Source organism: Malaciobacter pacificus (assembly GCF_004214795.1).
GTDB lineage: Bacteria > Campylobacterota > Campylobacteria > Campylobacterales > Arcobacteraceae > Malaciobacter_A > Malaciobacter_A pacificus.
This window is the reverse complement of sequence record NZ_CP035928.1, coordinates 2,485,156-2,501,526: the sequence shown is the minus strand read 5'-3', so window position 1 is coordinate 2,501,526 and position 16,371 is coordinate 2,485,156. Positions and strand designations below refer to the sequence as shown.

Genomic DNA, 16,371 nt, shown 5'->3' with positions numbered 1-16,371 from the left:
GGTTTGTTTAATGGAAAATATTTTATCAATGCTTATATTTTTCCCAGCTGCTGCTGCAACTATTGGATTTTTAGTTGACAAAAATTCAATGAGACAATTTGGTGTTGTTGTAACAGTTGTGGAGTTTGTATTAGCACTTTTATTATGGTACCACTTTGATGTTAATGTAGCAGAGATGCAGTTTGTTAAATCACTACCACTAATTAGTGAGTATGGTATAACATATACTGTGGGAGTAGATGGGGTTTCACTGTTCCTTGTTGTAATGATTACATTTGTAACAATGATTGCAGTTATTGGATTAACTGTAACTAAGGGTATGAAGAACTTAATTATCTCTATTTTATATTTAGAGATGACAATGGTTGGGGTTTTCGTTTCTTTAGATGTTATAATGTTTTATATTTTCTGGGAATTAACACTTATTCCAATGTTCTACGTAATTGGTTTTTGGGGTGCTGAAAAAAGATTTTACGCTGCAATTAAATTCTTCTTATATACTTTTACAGGTTCACTTGTAATGCTTGTTGGTATTTTATATTTTGGATATATTTATCATCAAACAACAGGAACTTGGAGTTTTAGTCTATTTGATTGGAATAGTATTGTTCTTCCTTTTGAAGCTCAAATGTGGTTATTCATTGCATTCTTCTTTGGATTTGCAGTAAAAGTTCCAATGTTCCCATTCCATACATGGCTTCCATTAGCTCACGGTCAAGCACCAACAATTGGTTCTATTATGCTTGCAGCTATTTTATTAAAAATGGAAACGTACGGATTTATTAGATTCTCTCTACCTCTGTTCCCTGATGCATCAGTTTATTTTGTACCATTTATGGCAACACTTGGACTAATAGCAATTATCTATACAGCAATGGTAGCTTATGCACAAGAAGATATGAAACAAATGATTGCTTACTCTTCAATCTCACATATGGGTGTTATTACTTTAGGTGTATTTGCACTAAATGTTGAAGGAATTGCAGGTTCAGTATATTTAATGATTGGTCACGGTATTGTATCAGGAGCTCTATTTATGGCAGTTGGAATGTTATATGATAGAAGAGGAACTAAGATGATTGGTGCCTTTGGAGGCTTAGCTCATAATATGCCAGTATTTGCAGCATTCTATGCAATTATATTAATGGCATCAATTGGTCTTCCTTTAACAGTTGGATTTATTGGTGAGTTTTTATCATTACTTGGATTCTTTAAATTCTCTCCAACATTAACAGTAATTGCAACTTTAACTATTGTGTTAAGTGCAGTTTATATGTTAGCAATGTACAAAAGAACATTCTTTGGAAAATTAGTTAAACCAGAAAATAAATCTTTAAAAGATATTTTTGGTAGAGAATTAGTTGCTCTTGGTTCATTAGTTGTTTTAACAATAGTTTTAGGTATTTATCCAAAGATTATATTAGAGCCTTTAAATACAACTGTTACAAATCTTACAAAAGTAATGGAGATTAAAGCAGTTAATCAAGATACAAAAGAGAAGCTTAGAGCTTTAAATACTGTAGGGGAGGTTAAGTAATGATTGAGCCAATTAATATAAGTTTAGAAAGTCTAAACTTAGCAACATTAGCTCCTGTTTCAATTGCAATTATTGGAGCATTAGGAATTTTATTAACTGACCTATTTAATAAAGATAAACATAAATCACTATATGTAGTTATTGTTGCATTATTCTTAATGTTTGATTTATTTACGGTTTTAGCATTTAATAGTGATGAAAGAGGTCTGTTTGATTTAATGCTAATTGATGGTATATCAATAATAGCTCAATGTATTATTTTAATTGGTGCATTGATGTTTATTTTCTTAGGAATTTCTAAACTAAGATTCCAAGAGTTTAGATATGCTGAATATTTCGCTTTATATCTTTTTGCAATTGCTGGTTTCCAGTTTATGGTAAGTACAGATTCATTGATTTTAATATTTGTTGGACTTGAGACTTCATCTTTAGCACTTTATACTATGATTGCAATGCATAATAGAATGGTTTCTATAGAAGCTGCAGTTAAATATTTTACTATGGGAGCATTAGCAGCAGCATTCTTTGCCTTTGGTTCTATGATGTTCTATGCAATAACTGGTTCAGTTGAATTAGCACAAATTGCACAAGTATTAAATGAACAAAACTATTTCTCTGATGAAAACTACAGTAATTATATTTTGATGTTAGTTGGTTTTGTGTTCATGTTTGCAGCTCTTGGGTTTAAATTATCACTATTCCCATATCATATTTGGGTTCCAGATGTTTATCAAGGTTCAACTTCAGCTATGGCAGGTTTTTTATCTGTTGTTCCAAAAATGGCAGGTTTTGTTGTTGCACTTAGATTTTTTGAGATTTTTATTCAAGCAGATGATATTATTATTCAAACTATGCTTTATACAACAGTTGTTCTAACAATTACAATTCCAAATTTAATTGCACTTCAACAAATAGATATAAAAAGAATGCTTGCATATTCATCAATTTCAAATGCTGGTATGGCAATGGCTGCAATAGTAATAGGAACTCATCAAGCTACAAATGCTTTATTCTTATATTGGGTTTTATTTGCAATTACTAATTTTGGGGCATTTGGTATGTTATGGCTTAATAGAGGTAAAGAGTATTCAGACTATCAATCACCATACTCATTTAAGAAATTTGCAGGACTTGCACAAATTTCGCCATTTACAGCATCAATTTTAGGAATGTTCTTATTTGCACTAACTGGACTTCCTCCATTTGCTCTATTTTGGGGTAAAATGTATATTATTGCAAGTGCAGTAAATGCAGGGCATATTGCTTTAGCAATTATTATGGTATTAAACTCTGCAATTGCAGCATATTACTATTTAAGACCGGTTTCTTATATGTTCTTAAAAGATCCTGACCCTGAATTAAAAACTAGATTTATGCAAAATGGTTCAACACCAATGAAAGCTGCTATCGGGCTTGCAGTATTTTTAACATTAATCTCTGTACTATTAGTTGATCCACTATTAAAAGTTATTGGTTCATACGTATCTAGTGCAGGCTTTTAGATTTAATAATTCTAGCTATTTGTAAAAATAGTTAGAATTATAGTACAATATTTCATGCAAAAAATATTGTTAAGTTTTACTCTTCTTTTCTCTTTTTTATATTCAAATTCATTAGGTTTAACTCAAAAAGACATTATAAGTTTAAAAAAAATTAAATCATTAACAAATGATGAAATGATGAAATATACTCTTATGGCAATTGCCATAAAAGAATCAAGTTTAGGTAAAAATCAAATTAATAGCAAAACAAATGATTATGGCCCTTTTCAAGCAAATATAAAAACTGTTTTAAGTAGACAAAAAGTCGCTGATACTCCTGAAAATAGAGCTTATTATGCTAATAAGCTTTTAAATGATGTAGGTTTTGCAACAGCAAATGCAATAATAGAATTAAGATACTGGAGAAAAGTTCATAAAGACAATTGGGCTAGAATATGGTCTAGTTACAATACGGGGTATAAATATAAGAGCAATACAGGAGTTAAATATGCTCAATCAATATTTAAGATAATAAAGAAATTAAAAGTTGAATATAACTTATAAATGAGTTATAACCAAAGCATAAAGCTAAACTAGATAAAATCCAAATACAAAAGAATAAGGAATAACTTTGAAGAAAATTAGTGTTGCACACTCACCAGATGCCGATGATATTTTTATGTATTATGCAATTAAGTTTGGATGGGTTACTCCAAAAGATGCAGTTTTTGAAAATATAGCTGATGATATTGAAACATTAAATCAAGCAACTTTAAAAGGTGAATACGATATCTGTGCTATCTCATTTGCTTTATATCCATTTGTTAAAGATGACTATGCATTACTTAAAACTGCTGTTTCTTTTGGAGAGGGTTATGGACCAAAACTTATTAAGAAAAAAGGCACTAAATTAAAAAGAAATTTCAAAGTTGCACTTAGTGGTGAGTTTACAACAAATGCTTTATTATTTAAAATAGCCTATCCAGAAGCTAGAATCACATATATGAACTTTTTAGATATTGAGCAAGCAGTTATTGATGGAACTGTTGATGCTGGTGTTTTAATTCATGAATCAATTTTAACTTTTGATGAATCTTTAGAAGTTGAAAAAGAGATGTGGGATGTATGGGTTGAGCTTAGTGGTGGAGGTTTACCATTACCACTTGGAGGAATGTGTTTAAGAAGATCACTTCCAATTCATAATGCAATTAATTATGAAAATACATTAATTAAAGCAGTTGATGTAGCAAATAAAAATAGACGTGTTTTAGCTCCTATGTTACTTGAAAAAGGACTAATTAGAGTAGATGCTCCAACACTTGATACATATTTAGACCTTTATGCAAATGATAATTCAGTTCAATTAAGTGAAGTACAATATCAAGCTTTAGATAAACTATATGAGCTTGGTTATAAACATGGATATTTCAATAGTTTAATAAAAGCAAAAGATTATTTAATCCCAAGTGAATATGAAAGCTTAAGGGCACAATAGTTGCAAAATAGTACAAAAACAATTGATTTTAAAAGATACTCATCAATAAAGATTGGACCCCAACTTGAAGTTTTAGTAATTAATGAAATAGGAGATTATAGTGATTATCAAATTATAGGTAGGGCAAATAATCTTTTAATCTCTCCAAATACAAAAAAGAAGTTTGCTATTCTTGGTGAAGCATTTGATTATATTAGACAAGAGGGAGATTTACTTTATGTTGGTTGTGCTACAACTTCTGGTAAGCTTTTAACTTATACTAGAAAAAATGATATTGCAAATTTAGAATTTTTAGCTAAATTACCAGGGAATATGGGTGGTTTAGTTAAGATGAATGCAGGGTTAAAATCTTGGGAAGTATTTAACTATATTCATAGTATAAAAACAAAAGATGGATATATTAAAAAAGAGGATGTTGAGTACTCTTATAGGCATACAAAATTAGATACCATAGTTTATGAAGTTGTATTTAATATAGAGTATGGATTTTGCAAAGATAAATTAAAAGAGTTTAATCGTATGAGAGATAATCAACCTCATATGCCAAGCGCAGGAAGTTGTTTTAAAAACCCAAAAGGTGATTTTGCAGGTAGATTAATTCAAGAAGTCGGATTAAAAGGTGAACCAAAAGGTGGTATGAGTTTTTCACAAGAACATGCTAATTTTTTGGTGAATAATGGAGATGGTACCTTTGAAGATGCTGTTTATTTAATCAATGAAGCAAAGAAAAGAGTAAAAGAGCAGTTTAATATAGATATACAAGAAGAAGTAATTATTTATAAGTAATATTAATAAATTTATGTTAGAATGCAAAAAATTAAAAATAGTGTAAGGTTTTTTAGTGAAGAATTTAGTAATAGTGGAGTCCCCAGCAAAAGCAAAAACAATTTCAAAATTTTTAGGAAATGATTTTAAAGTAATGGCCTCAATGGGTCATGTAAGAGATTTACCAAAATCAAAACTTGGATTTGATCCAGATAATAATTTTGAACCAAAGTATTTAATCTCAACTGATAAGAAAAAGGTTATTAGTGACCTTAAAAAAGAGATTAATAAAGACACCACTATTTACCTAGCGGCCGATGAGGATAGAGAGGGAGAAGCTATTGCTTGGCACTTAATTCCTGCACTAAAAATTGAAAAAAACCCTATTAAAAGAATTGTATTTCATGAAATTACAAAAGATGCTATTTTAAAAGCTTTAGAAACACCAAGGGATGTTGACCAAAACTTAGTTGATGCACAACAAGCAAGAAGAATTTTAGATAGAGCAGTTGGATATGAGCTTTCACCTCTTTTATGGAAAAAAGTTAGATATGGTCTAAGTGCTGGTAGAGTTCAATCTGTTGCTGTTAGAATTATAGTTGATAGAGAGAATGAAATTAGAGCATTTATTCCTGAAGAGTTTTGGAAAATAAAAGCAGATTTTATAAATCCTGAATTAAAAGCAGAACTAGCAAAAATAAATGGAAAAGTTCAAAAAATTCCAAATGAGCAAGAAGCAAGAGCAATTGAAGCTTCATTAAATCAAGGTATTTATCAGCTAGTTGATATTGAAGAAAAAGAGAGCACTAGAAATCCAGCTGCTCCATTTACAACTTCAACTTTACAACAAGAGGCTTCAAGAAAACTTGGGCTTTCTGTTAAACAAACAATGATTATCGCTCAACAGTTATATGAAGGAAATGTTGGTAATATTCCAGGTCATAGTGGTGGTTTAATTACTTATATGAGAACTGACTCATTAAATCTTTCAACTGTTGCTACAAGTGCAGCAAAAAAAGTTATTGAAGCAGAATATGGGAAAGAGTATAGTTTAAATAAGCCTAGAACTTATAAATCAAAAGCAAAAGGAGCACAAGAGGCTCACGAAGCTATTAGACCAGTTAACTTAGCACTAAAACCAAGTGAAATAAAAGCTTATGTTGAACCAGCTCAATTTAAACTTTACAGTCTAATTTGGAAAAGAACATTAGCAACTCAAATGGCACAAGCAAAAATTGCTAATACTACATATAAAATAGAAGCTGGAAAAGATAAAGAGTTTGAATTTCAAACTAAGGGACAAAGAATTATCTTCCCTGGATTTATGAAAGCTTATACTGAAGGTAGTGATAATCCTGAAGCTGCACTTGATAGTACAGAAAAAATTTTACCAAATATCAAAGTTGGAACAGTTTTAGAATTAGAAAATTTAGAGTGTGAGCAAAACTTTACAAAGCCACCTGCTAGATATACAGAGGCTAGTTTGGTTAAGAAGTTAGAAAGTGAAGGAATTGGTAGACCTTCAACTTATGCTCCAACTATTACAACAATTTTACAAAGAGAATATGTTGTAAAAACTGAAGATAAAAAACTAGCACCTACTCCAACGGGTGAAATTGTAAATAGTTTTTTAGTTGACCATTTTTCACATATTGTTGACTTAGGATTTACTGCTAAAATTGAAGAACAGTTTGATGAAATTGCTGAGGGCAAAATTGCTTGGGAACAAGTAATGAAAGACTTTTATGGGGATTTCAAAAAGACAATTGAAGAAAAAGAAGAAAGCGTTAATAAAGAGGATTATTTACAAGTAAGAGAGCTTGGAACTGATCCAAAATCTGGAAAACCAGTGAGTGCAAGAGTGGGAAGATTTGGTCCATTTATTCAAATTGGTACAAAAGATGATGAAGAAAAACCTAAATTTGTAGCAATTCCAGATGATAAAAATATGGATACAATTACCCTTGATGAAGCATTGTATTTATTTACTCTTCCTAGAGTTGTGGGTCAAACAGCAGATGGTGAAGATATCAAAGCAAATATTGGAAGATTTGGACCATACTTACAAGTTAAGACAAAGTTTTATTCATTAAAAACTGATGACCCATATAAAATAGAGTTACCAAGAGCTTTAGAGGTAATCAAAGAGATTGATGAAGCAAAAGCAAAAGCTACAATTAAAGTATTTGAAAAAGAAAAAATTCATGTACTTATAGGTCAATATGGTCCATATATTAAACAAGGTAGAAAAAACTATAAAATTCCAAAAGGGATTGAGGCTGAAGATTTAACACTAGAGCAATGTGAAGAGATTATTGCAAAAGATCCAAAATCTAAAACAGCAGCAAAAAAAGCTCCTGCAAAAAAAACAACAACAAAAAAGACTACAACTAAAAAAACAACTGCTAAAAAGAGCACTATCAAAAAAACTGATAAATAAATCATGAAAATAGGAATACTATCGGATAGTCACACAAAAGTTGACTATACCGAAGATGTAATTAATCATCTTAAAGAAAATAAAGTTCAATATTTGATTCATGCAGGTGATTTATGTGTTGAAAAAAATTTAGAGCTACTAGAAAACTCAGGATTAACATATGTAAGTGTATTTGGAAATAATGATAGAGGTTTACTTAGTGTTAGTGATAAGTATTTTATAAAAAAAGAGCCATATTATTTCAAAATAAAAGATATAAAATTTAAACTAATGCATTTACCTTATCATCTAACTCCAGATAGCGATATTGTAATTTTTGGTCATACTCATATGTTTGAATGTGAATATACTAATAAGACACTTTTTGTAAACCCAGGTGAAGTATGTGCAAGAGAGAAGCCCTTAATTGAGTGTGTGATACTAGAAATTAATGAAAATGAGTATATAATCTCCTACTATTTTAAAAATATAAATGAAAACAATTTTAAGAAAGAAGAGTATAAATATGAACGAAAATAATGAAATTTTTTTATGTGCTATTTGTAATATTGAAAGTGGAACATGTAATGAAGATTGTAAATTCTGTACACAAAGTGTGAAATATAAAGCTGAAATTCAAAGATATAAACAAAAAGAGATCGAACAAATTGTTGAAGAAGCTAAAAGAGCAAGAGCTAATAATGCAAATGGTTTTTGTTTAGTAACAGCAGGAAAAGGATTAACTCCTAAAAGATTAGAATACGTTTGTGAAGCTGCACGGGCTATTAAAAAAGAGAAATTAGGTTTAATTTTAATTGCATGTAATGGTATTGCAAGTGTTGAGCAATTACAAGCACTTAAAGATGCAGGTGTTGATGCATATAATCACAACTTAGAAACAGCAAGAGATTTTTATGAAACAATTTGTACAACTCACCCTTGGGATGATAGATATCAAACTTGTTTAAATGTTAAAGAAGTTGGATTAAGACTAGTAACTGGTGGAATTTTTGGTATGGGTGAAACTCAAGAGCAAAGAATCTCTATGTTAGAGTCTTTAGCTTCATTAGACCCTATGAATGTGCCATTAAACTTCTTCCATCCAAATGCAGCTTTACCAATTGTTGAAAATACAATTACTAGAGAAGAAGCATTTGAATTAATCACACTAGCTAGAAAAATGATTCCAAATGCTAAAAAAATTATGGTTGCAGGTGGAAGAGAAGTAATGTTTGGTGATGAACAATATAAAATCTTTGAAAAAGGTGCAAATGCCTTTGTAATTGGAGATTATTTAACTACTGCTGGTAAAACACCTGCTGATGATATTGCTGAATTAGAAAAACACGGATATAAAATTAAAAGAGAAAGAGATTAAGAGGTAATTTAATGAGTGAAGAAATTTTAATTATTATATCAATATCACTAATAATATTTACTTCACCATTAATCTCAAAATTAACAAAACTACCAACAATCCCTGTTGAAATTATGATGGGAGCAGTTGCTGCATATTTTGCACTTATAAGTGACCATGCGATACTACATTTAGTAGCAGAGCTTGGTTTCTTGTACTTAATGTTCCTAGCTGGTCTTGAAATTGATTTGAAAAAGCTTCTGTCCATTTCCCCTACAATGTTAAAAAAATCACTACTGTATAACGTCGTTCTTTTTGCAAGCTCTATTTTTATAACTTTTTATTTTGATTTAGGAAAGATATTTATAGTTATATTACCTTTAATTTCTATTGGAGTATTAGCAGCTCTTAAAAAAGAGTATGGTGAAACAGAATGGATAAAAATGGCTTTTATAGTAGGTTTAATTGGAGAAATAGTATCTATTTTTGCATTAACAACTGTATCTGCTGTTTTAGAGTATGGAATAAGTTATGACTTTTATAAAACAATGGCATTATTTGTTTTATTCTTACTTGTAATGCTAGTAGTATATAAAATTTTTCATAATCTTATTTGGTGGTTTCCTGAAATTAAAAGTTATTTAATGCCTCAAGAAGATCATCAAGAACAAGATATTAGAATCTCAATGGCGATATTTTTCTTAATGATTACAGTTATGATGTATTTACATTTAGAAGTAGCCTTTGGAGCATTTATAGCAGGAACTTTTATTACTACTTTCTTTGAGGAACACAACAAGCAATTACCTCATAAATTAGAACACTTTGGATTTGGTTGGTTAGTTCCAATATTTTTTATCTCAGTTGGAGCATCCCTTGAAATTGAAGCACTATTAAATAGTGACTTAGTGTTAAAAGCACTCTTAATTACCTTTGCAATGATTGTAATTAGGATAATTGCTTCAATGTTATTTATTCAAGAAATGGGGTGGAATAGATTTTATATGTTGGGACTTTCTCATGCAATGCCACTGACACTTTTAATTGCAGTAACAACAATTGCATATAACAATCACTCAATTACACAAGAGTATTATTATGCATTTATTTTAGCAGCTATTTTAGAAGTATTAGTTGTTATGATACTAATTAGGATTATAAATAGCCTAATTAGTTTTAGAAATAGTAATTAACTTATCTTTATATGTTACTTCAAAGTTTGAAGGTTTAGAGTTAAGCTCAATTACAACTCTGTAGTAATTTTCTTTTTTGTGGTTACCTACAGTTATCTTTTTGAAACTTTTTGATTCTAAAGTGTCTCTTTTTGTATAAAAATTCTTTTTTGCTTTGTAATCAATAATAATTTTATTATCTTTATCTAAAGTAAATTTTCTTGATATATCACTATCAGTTTTTATCATAAATTTTTCATCATTGTATTCAATATCTACAAAAGGAAGAATCTTTTTTGTTATAAGTTCATCATCAATAATATCAGGTCTAGGTTTTACATATACAACCTGAGCTGGCTTTTCTATTTTTGTTGTTTTAAGCTCTTTTTCTAACTCTTTTTTTACAATCTGTTTAGTTTTATATTCAGTCTGTTTTTTAGTTTTATTAATTAATGTATCAACTTCTTTTTTTGTATAAACCTTCTCTTTTGGTTTCTCTTCTTTAATTACAGGAATAAGCTTTTTCACAGCATCTTCAACTTTAGGTTTTTGCATTTTTTCTTGCATCTCTTTTATATAAGATGCTTCACTCATAGCTTCATGTATTGCTGTTTCATTGGTTTCAATTATTCTTGCAGCTTCTTCTTCATATGCATTTGTCATTTCAAAAGGGTTTTCCCTCGCATTTAAACTAATAGCAGTAATCACAGATAATGTTAAAAAAGATAGTTTTTTCATTCTTCAGGCTCCAAGTTTTTTAATTCGAAATACTCTTTTTGCAAATAAGCATTATGTTTTTGTAGTCTTGAAATTTCATTTTCAAGATACTCTTTTTTATGTTTTAAAGAGTTATAAACTTCTAAAGAGTTATCTCCAAAAAGAATATTAGCTACATGGTAGCTAAGAAATATGGTAATAGTAACTGAACCCAGTGCTATTACGAAAAATTTCCTATACCCCTGTAGTTTTTTTTTCATAAATTATTTTTTAGAAAAAGGTTGTTTCCCTAAATACTCTGCATATCCAATTTCTGCACCAATTTCTAATAATCTATTATATTTAGCGATTCTATCAGATCTTGCAGTTGAACCTGTTTTAATTTGCCCACAATTTAATGCAACCGCGAAATCAGCAATAAATGCATCTTCAGATTCACCAGATCTGTGAGACATTACACAGTTGTAATTGTTTCTTTGTGCTAATCTGATTGTTAACATTGTTTCAGAAACTGAACCAATTTGATTAGGTTTAATTAAAATAGCATTACCGATACCTTTTTGGATACCTTCAGCTAAAATATTTGCATTTGTTACAAATAAATCATCTCCAACTAATTGAACTTTGTCTCCAATAGTATCAGTTAAGATTTTCCATCCATCCCAATCATCTTCACTTAATCCATCTTCAATAGATACGATAGGATATTTAGCACATAAATCAGCGTAGTATGATACAAGTTCTTGTGAAGTTAAAGTTCTTCCTTCACCTTTTAATTCATATTTACCCTCTTCATTGATTAACTCAGAAGCTGCAACGTCAAGTGCGATAGAAATTTGTTCACCAGCTTTATATCCAGCTTTTTCAATAGCTTCCATAATTACTGCTATTGGTTCTTCATTTGATTTTAAGTTTGGAGCAAATCCACCCTCATCACCAACTGCTGTTGATTCACCCATAGCATCAATTACTTTTTTTAAGTGTTGATAAATTTCTGCAACAGCTCTTAAACCTTCATTGAAGTTTTCGAAACCTGTTGGCATAATCATATATTCTTGGAAGTCAACAGAGTTATTTGCATGCTCTCCACCATTAATGATGTTAAACATCGGAACAGGCATAGTCATTGCATTTGCTCCACCTAAATATCTGTATAATGGAACATTTAATGAACTTGCTGCTGCTCTTGCAACTGCCATAGATACACCAAGTACAGCATTTGCACCTAAGTTTGAGTAGTTGTGAGTACCATCAATATCTTTCATAGTTGCATCAACTTCTGCTTGATTGTATGGGCTTAATCCCATTAATTCTTCAGCAATTTTAGTGTTTACATTTTCAACTGCTTTTAAAACACCTTTTCCTAAGAATCTATCATCACCATCTCTTAACTCTAAAGCTTCTCTCTTACCTGTACTTGCACCACTTGGAACAATTGCACTCTCTTTTGTCCCATCACTTAAAATTACAGTAGCTCTTACTGTTGGGTTACCTCTTGAATCTAAAACTTCATCAGCATATACGTTATCAATAAATACCACGTAGGTCTCCTATTTTCATAATTTATATGATTATAGCTAAAATTTAATTTTTGTTTGCTTTTATGTAGGTTATGTTAAAGGTTTTGTAGGTTTTTAGTAGTAAAAGTAAAGAGTTGACTCTTTACTTTTTATTCATCAATTTCTTCAGATGTTTCAGTATCATCTGTTGGTTCATTTACTCCCATTGCTTCAAGAATCTTATCTTCAATCTCTTTCGCAATTTCTGGATTATCTTTTAAGAATACTTTTGCGTTTTCTTTTCCTTGCCCAATTTTAGCATCACCATAACTAAACCAAGCTCCTGCTTTATCAATGATATCTAGTTTAACACCATAATCAACTAGTTCACCCATTTTAGAAATACCTTCACCAAACATAATATCAAACTCTGCTTGCTTAAATGGTGCTGCTACTTTATTTTTAACAACTTTTACTTTTACTCTATTACCAATTGAGTTTTCACCTTGTTTTAAAGTTGCAATTCTTCTAATATCAAGTCTAACTGAAGAGTAGAATTTAAGTGCATTTCCACCAGTTGTTGTTTCTGGAGATCCATATCCCGTCATACCAATTTTCATTCTAATTTGGTTAATGAAAATTACTGTACAGTTCATTTTATTTAATAAACCAGTTACTTTTCTAAGAGCTTTAGACATAAGTCTTGCTTGAACACCTACTTGCTGGTCATCCATATCTCCATCAATTTCTACTTTTGGAGTAAGAGCAGCAACTGAATCCACAACTACTAAATCAACAGCACCACTTCTAATAACTGTTTCTAAGATTTCTAAAGCTTGCTCCCCAAAATCTGGTTGAGATACTAGTAAGTTGTCAATATCAACACCAATATCTCTTGCATATTTTGTATCAAGTGCATGTTCTGCATCAATAAATGCACAAACTCCACCAGCTTTTTGACACTCTGCGATTGCATGTAGTGTAAGAGTAGTTTTACCAGAAGACTCTGGTCCATAAATTTCGATTACTCTACCTTTTGGAAGTCCTCCAACACCTAATCCTAAATCAAGTCCTAAAGAACCTGTACTTATTGCATCTACTGGAATAACTTCTTTGTCTCCAAGTCTAATTAAAGTACCTTTACCAAATGTTTTATCAATTTGTTTGATTGCTAAGTCTAGTGATTTTTTTTGATTTTCATCCATTTTATTTTTCCTATGAAATTTGTTTTCTTTAAATTATGATGAGATTTTAACAGATTTATTTTGAAGTTTTGATTTTTATTACAAATTGTAAGGTTTTTTAGTTTTCTTTTTCAGAATTTTTTCATCTTCACTGTTTTGAGCAATTTTTTGAATATTTTCAATAGTTTTAATGTGTGATATAACTCTTTTTTTCATGTTATGTTTTTTAACATGTTTAGCTAAAATTTTAGAGTATTTATTATAATTTCGACTTCCTTTTTCAAAAGTTGCCAATTTTTTTTGTATTTTAATAATATCTGCTGGGATTGAGTTATTTTCCAAATTAAAGCCTAATGTTTATTTAGATATATTATATATTAAAATTATATTATTTTTTCTTAAGATAATGGATAACTATGAAAAACTTACTGAAATATATAGGTAGAGAGAAGGAACTTTTCTCACATGATATTAATATTAATGAAAAAAAGCTAAAAGATACAGTTTCATCTTCTTCATTTCTAGTGATAGGTGGCGCAGGATCAATTGGTCAAGCTGTTGCAAAAGAAATATTTAAAAGAAATCCTAAAAAACTCCATGTTATTGATATTAGTGAAAATAATATGGTTGAATTGGTAAGAGACATTCGAAGTTCATTTGGCTATATAGATGGAGAATTTGCAACATTCGCACTAGATATCGGTTCAGTGGAATACGATGCCTTTATTAAAAATGATGGTAAATATGATTATGTATTGAATTTATCAGCATTAAAACATGTAAGAAGTGAAAAAGATCCATTTACTTTAATGAGAATGATTGAGACAAATATTTTCAACACTGATAAAACTATAAAACAATCAATACAAAATGGAACTAAAAAATATTTTTGTGTAAGTACTGATAAAGCTGCAAATCCAGTTAATATGATGGGTGCAAGTAAAAGAATCATGGAAATGTTTGTAAATAGAAATTCACTTAATATTGATGTTTCAATGGCTAGATTTGCAAATGTTGCTTTTAGTGATGGTAGTTTACTTCATGGATTTAATCAAAGAATTCAAAAAGCTCAACCAATAGTTGCTCCAAATGATATAAAAAGATATTTTGTTACTCCACAAGAGAGTGGTGAGCTATGCTTGATGTCTTGTATATTTGGTGAAAATAGGGATATATTCTTTCCAAAACTTAGTGAGGATTTACATCTAATTACATTTAGTGAAATAGCAATTAAATATCTAAAAGATTTAGGATATGAGCCTTATCTTTGTAAAGATGAAGATGAAGCAAGAGCTTTAGTAAAAACTCTACCTTCTCAAGGTAAATGGCCATGTTTATTTACACCTAGTGACACAACAGGTGAAAAAGATTTTGAAGAGTTTTTTACTGAAAAAGAGATACTAGATTTGACTAGATTTGAAAACCTTGGGATTATTAAAAATGAAGCTATTTTTGATGATGAAAAATTAAACTCATTTGAAAGTACTATTAATAAACTGAAACAAAATTTATCATGGAGTAAAGAAGATATTGTAAAAGAGTTTTTCAAATTAATCCCAGACTTTGGACATAAAGAGACTGGTAAATATCTAGACTCAAAGATGTAACATGCAAAATATAGTTGATTTTATAAAACAAACTTTTAATACAAATGAATTTATTCCCTTACATGAGCCAAGATTTATTGGAAATGAGAAAAAATATCTAAATGACTGTATCGATTCAACATTTGTTTCAAGTGTGGGAAAATATGTAGATGAATTTGAAAAAAAATTTGCTTCATATATTGGAAGTAAGTATGCAATAGCAACCGTAAATGGAACAGCTGCACTTCATATATCTTTAATTTTAGCAAATGTAAAAGATGAAGATGAAGTAATTACACAACCTTTAACTTTTATAGCTACTACAAATGCAATATCTTATTGCAAAGCAAAGCCTATTTTTGTGGATGTTGATTTAGATACATTAGGAATGAGTCCAAAATCTTTACTAACCTTTTTAGAGCAAAACTGTGAGATAAAAGATGATAAATGTATCAATAAAACTACAGGCAAAACTATAAAAGCATGTGTTCCTATGCATACTTTTGGGCACCCTTGTAAAATTGATGAGATTAAAGGTATTTGCGATAAATGGAATATCATTTTAGTTGAAGATAGCGCTGAAAGTTTAGGAAGTTTTTATAAAAATAAACATACTGGAACCTTTGGAAAAGTATCAGCATTTTCATTTAATGGAAATAAAATTATCACAAGTGGTGGTGGTGGAGTCATTGTAACTGATGATGAGAATTTAGCAAAAAGAGCAAAACATATCACAACAACAGCCAAAATCCCTCACCCTTACGAATATGTACATGATGAAATAGCATATAACTATAGATTACCAAATATAAATGCTGCACTTTTAGTAGCTCAAATGGAAAATTTAGACAAGTTTTTAGATTCAAAAAGACAACTTTCTAAAATTTATGAAGAGTTTTTCTCTACAAAGGAAATAGATTTTATTTTTGAACCAAGAAATTCAAACTCAAACTATTGGCTTCAAGCGGTTTTATTAAAAGATAAAACAAAAAGAGATGAATTTTTAAAATATACAAATGAAAATGGTGTGATGACAAGACCTATTTGGAAACTTATGAACGAATTAGAGATGTATAAAGATTGTCAAGCTACTTCTTTAGAAAATGCAAAATTTTTAGAGCAAAGAGTAGTAAACATACCTAGTTCAGTAAGAGTATAA

General features: G+C 29.8%; 16 protein-coding genes. 11 read left to right on the top strand and 5 right to left on the bottom strand.

Features of this window, described 5'->3' with window-relative positions:
- Window positions 1-10 precede the first annotated feature (10 nt).
- From APAC_RS12415 to APAC_RS12375, 9 genes are all read left to right on the top strand, one after another.
- Window positions 11-1,537 carry an NADH-quinone oxidoreductase subunit M gene (locus tag APAC_RS12415; RefSeq protein WP_130234411.1) on the top strand — a complete coding sequence of 509 codons (1,527 nt, stop codon included), beginning with the start codon at window positions 11-13 and terminating at the stop codon, window positions 1,535-1,537.
- Complete coding sequence (nuoN, locus tag APAC_RS12410; protein ID WP_130234410.1) at window positions 1,537-3,039, top strand: NADH-quinone oxidoreductase subunit NuoN; 1,503 nt, start codon at window positions 1,537-1,539, stop codon at window positions 3,037-3,039. Before APAC_RS12415 ends, nuoN begins: the two co-directional genes overlap by 1 nt.
- 54 nt (window positions 3,040-3,093) lie before the next feature.
- Window positions 3,094-3,582, top strand: a complete 489-nt coding sequence (locus APAC_RS12405; RefSeq protein WP_130234409.1) for a transglycosylase SLT domain-containing protein — start codon at window positions 3,094-3,096, stop codon at window positions 3,580-3,582.
- Between the two features lie 67 nt (window positions 3,583-3,649).
- The gene (locus APAC_RS12400) at window positions 3,650-4,513 is read left to right on the top strand and encodes a menaquinone biosynthesis family protein (RefSeq protein ID WP_130234408.1); all 864 of its coding nucleotides are present in this window, start codon (window positions 3,650-3,652) and stop codon (window positions 4,511-4,513) included.
- A complete protein-coding gene (locus tag APAC_RS12395) occupies window positions 4,514-5,299 on the top strand; it encodes a UDP-N-acetylmuramate dehydrogenase (protein ID WP_130234407.1) in 786 nt (261 codons plus the stop codon). It begins immediately after the preceding gene.
- Between the two features lie 55 nt (window positions 5,300-5,354).
- Window positions 5,355-7,718 (top strand): type I DNA topoisomerase, encoded by a 2,364-nt coding sequence (topA, locus tag APAC_RS12390; protein WP_130234406.1) that lies wholly within the window; start codon window positions 5,355-5,357, stop codon window positions 7,716-7,718.
- A 3-nt stretch (window positions 7,719-7,721) separates the two neighbouring features.
- Window positions 7,722-8,237, top strand: coding sequence for a metallophosphoesterase family protein (locus tag APAC_RS12385; protein WP_130234405.1), 516 nt, complete (start codon window positions 7,722-7,724; stop codon window positions 8,235-8,237).
- Window positions 8,224-9,075: a biotin synthase gene (locus APAC_RS12380; RefSeq protein WP_130234404.1), complete on the top strand. Its 852-nt coding sequence runs from the start codon at window positions 8,224-8,226 to the stop codon at window positions 9,073-9,075. The genes APAC_RS12385 and APAC_RS12380 overlap by 14 nt, the downstream gene beginning before the upstream one ends.
- 11 nt (window positions 9,076-9,086) lie before the next feature.
- Window positions 9,087-10,247 carry a cation:proton antiporter gene (locus APAC_RS12375; protein ID WP_130234403.1) on the top strand — a complete coding sequence of 387 codons (1,161 nt, stop codon included), beginning with the start codon at window positions 9,087-9,089 and terminating at the stop codon, window positions 10,245-10,247.
- On the opposite strand, the gene APAC_RS12370 is transcribed toward APAC_RS12375, so the two are convergent.
- The 5 genes from APAC_RS12370 to APAC_RS12350 form a co-directional block, all read right to left on the bottom strand.
- Window positions 10,221-10,964, bottom strand: a complete 744-nt coding sequence (locus APAC_RS12370) for an AMIN domain-containing protein (protein WP_130234402.1) — start codon at window positions 10,962-10,964, stop codon at window positions 10,221-10,223. The genes APAC_RS12375 and APAC_RS12370 overlap by 27 nt on opposite strands.
- Window positions 10,961-11,203 (bottom strand): FtsB family cell division protein, encoded by a 243-nt coding sequence (locus APAC_RS12365; RefSeq protein WP_130234401.1) that lies wholly within the window; start codon window positions 11,201-11,203, stop codon window positions 10,961-10,963. Before APAC_RS12365 ends, APAC_RS12370 begins: the two co-directional genes overlap by 4 nt.
- Before the next feature lie 3 nt (window positions 11,204-11,206).
- Window positions 11,207-12,484, bottom strand: a complete 1,278-nt coding sequence (eno, locus tag APAC_RS12360) for a phosphopyruvate hydratase (protein ID WP_130234400.1) — start codon at window positions 12,482-12,484, stop codon at window positions 11,207-11,209.
- Window positions 12,485-12,612: 128 nt separating this feature from the next.
- Window positions 12,613-13,647 carry a recombinase RecA gene (recA, locus tag APAC_RS12355; RefSeq protein WP_130234399.1) on the bottom strand — a complete coding sequence of 345 codons (1,035 nt, stop codon included), beginning with the start codon at window positions 13,645-13,647 and terminating at the stop codon, window positions 12,613-12,615.
- A gap of 78 nt (window positions 13,648-13,725) precedes the next feature.
- Window positions 13,726-13,968, bottom strand: a complete 243-nt coding sequence (locus tag APAC_RS12350) for a hypothetical protein (protein ID WP_130234398.1) — start codon at window positions 13,966-13,968, stop codon at window positions 13,726-13,728.
- A 74-nt stretch (window positions 13,969-14,042) separates the two neighbouring features.
- On the opposite strand from APAC_RS12350, the gene APAC_RS12345 reads away from it, so the two are divergent.
- Together APAC_RS12345 and APAC_RS12340 are read left to right on the top strand one after the other, a co-directional pair.
- A complete protein-coding gene (locus APAC_RS12345; protein WP_130234397.1) occupies window positions 14,043-15,233 on the top strand; it encodes a UDP-N-acetylglucosamine 4,6-dehydratase in 1,191 nt (396 codons plus the stop codon).
- A gap of 1 nt (window position 15,234) precedes the next feature.
- Entirely contained in the window at window positions 15,235-16,371 is a 1,137-nt protein-coding gene (locus APAC_RS12340; RefSeq protein ID WP_130234396.1) for a LegC family aminotransferase, read from the top strand.

Excerpts from the sequence above, each read along its gene's own strand:
- APAC_RS12415 (WP_130234411.1), top strand. The coding sequence starts at position 11 with ATGGAAAATATTTTATCAATGCTTATATTTTTCCCAGCTGCTGCTGCA.
- nuoN (WP_130234410.1), top strand. The coding sequence starts at position 1,537 with ATGATTGAGCCAATTAATATAAGTTTAGAAAGTCTAAACTTAGCAACA.
- APAC_RS12405 (WP_130234409.1), top strand. The coding sequence starts at position 3,094 with ATGCAAAAAATATTGTTAAGTTTTACTCTTCTTTTCTCTTTTTTATAT.
- APAC_RS12385 (WP_130234405.1), top strand. The coding sequence starts at position 7,722 with ATGAAAATAGGAATACTATCGGATAGTCACACAAAAGTTGACTATACC.
- APAC_RS12380 (WP_130234404.1), top strand. The coding sequence starts at position 8,224 with ATGAACGAAAATAATGAAATTTTTTTATGTGCTATTTGTAATATTGAA.
- APAC_RS12375 (WP_130234403.1), top strand. The coding sequence starts at position 9,087 with ATGAGTGAAGAAATTTTAATTATTATATCAATATCACTAATAATATTT.
- APAC_RS12370 (WP_130234402.1), bottom strand. The coding sequence starts at position 10,964 with ATGAAAAAACTATCTTTTTTAACATTATCTGTGATTACTGCTATTAGT.
- APAC_RS12365 (WP_130234401.1), bottom strand. The coding sequence starts at position 11,203 with ATGAAAAAAAAACTACAGGGGTATAGGAAATTTTTCGTAATAGCACTG.
- recA (WP_130234399.1), bottom strand. The coding sequence starts at position 13,647 with ATGGATGAAAATCAAAAAAAATCACTAGACTTAGCAATCAAACAAATT.
- APAC_RS12345 (WP_130234397.1), top strand. The coding sequence starts at position 14,043 with ATGAAAAACTTACTGAAATATATAGGTAGAGAGAAGGAACTTTTCTCA.
- APAC_RS12340 (WP_130234396.1), top strand. The coding sequence starts at position 15,235 with ATGCAAAATATAGTTGATTTTATAAAACAAACTTTTAATACAAATGAA.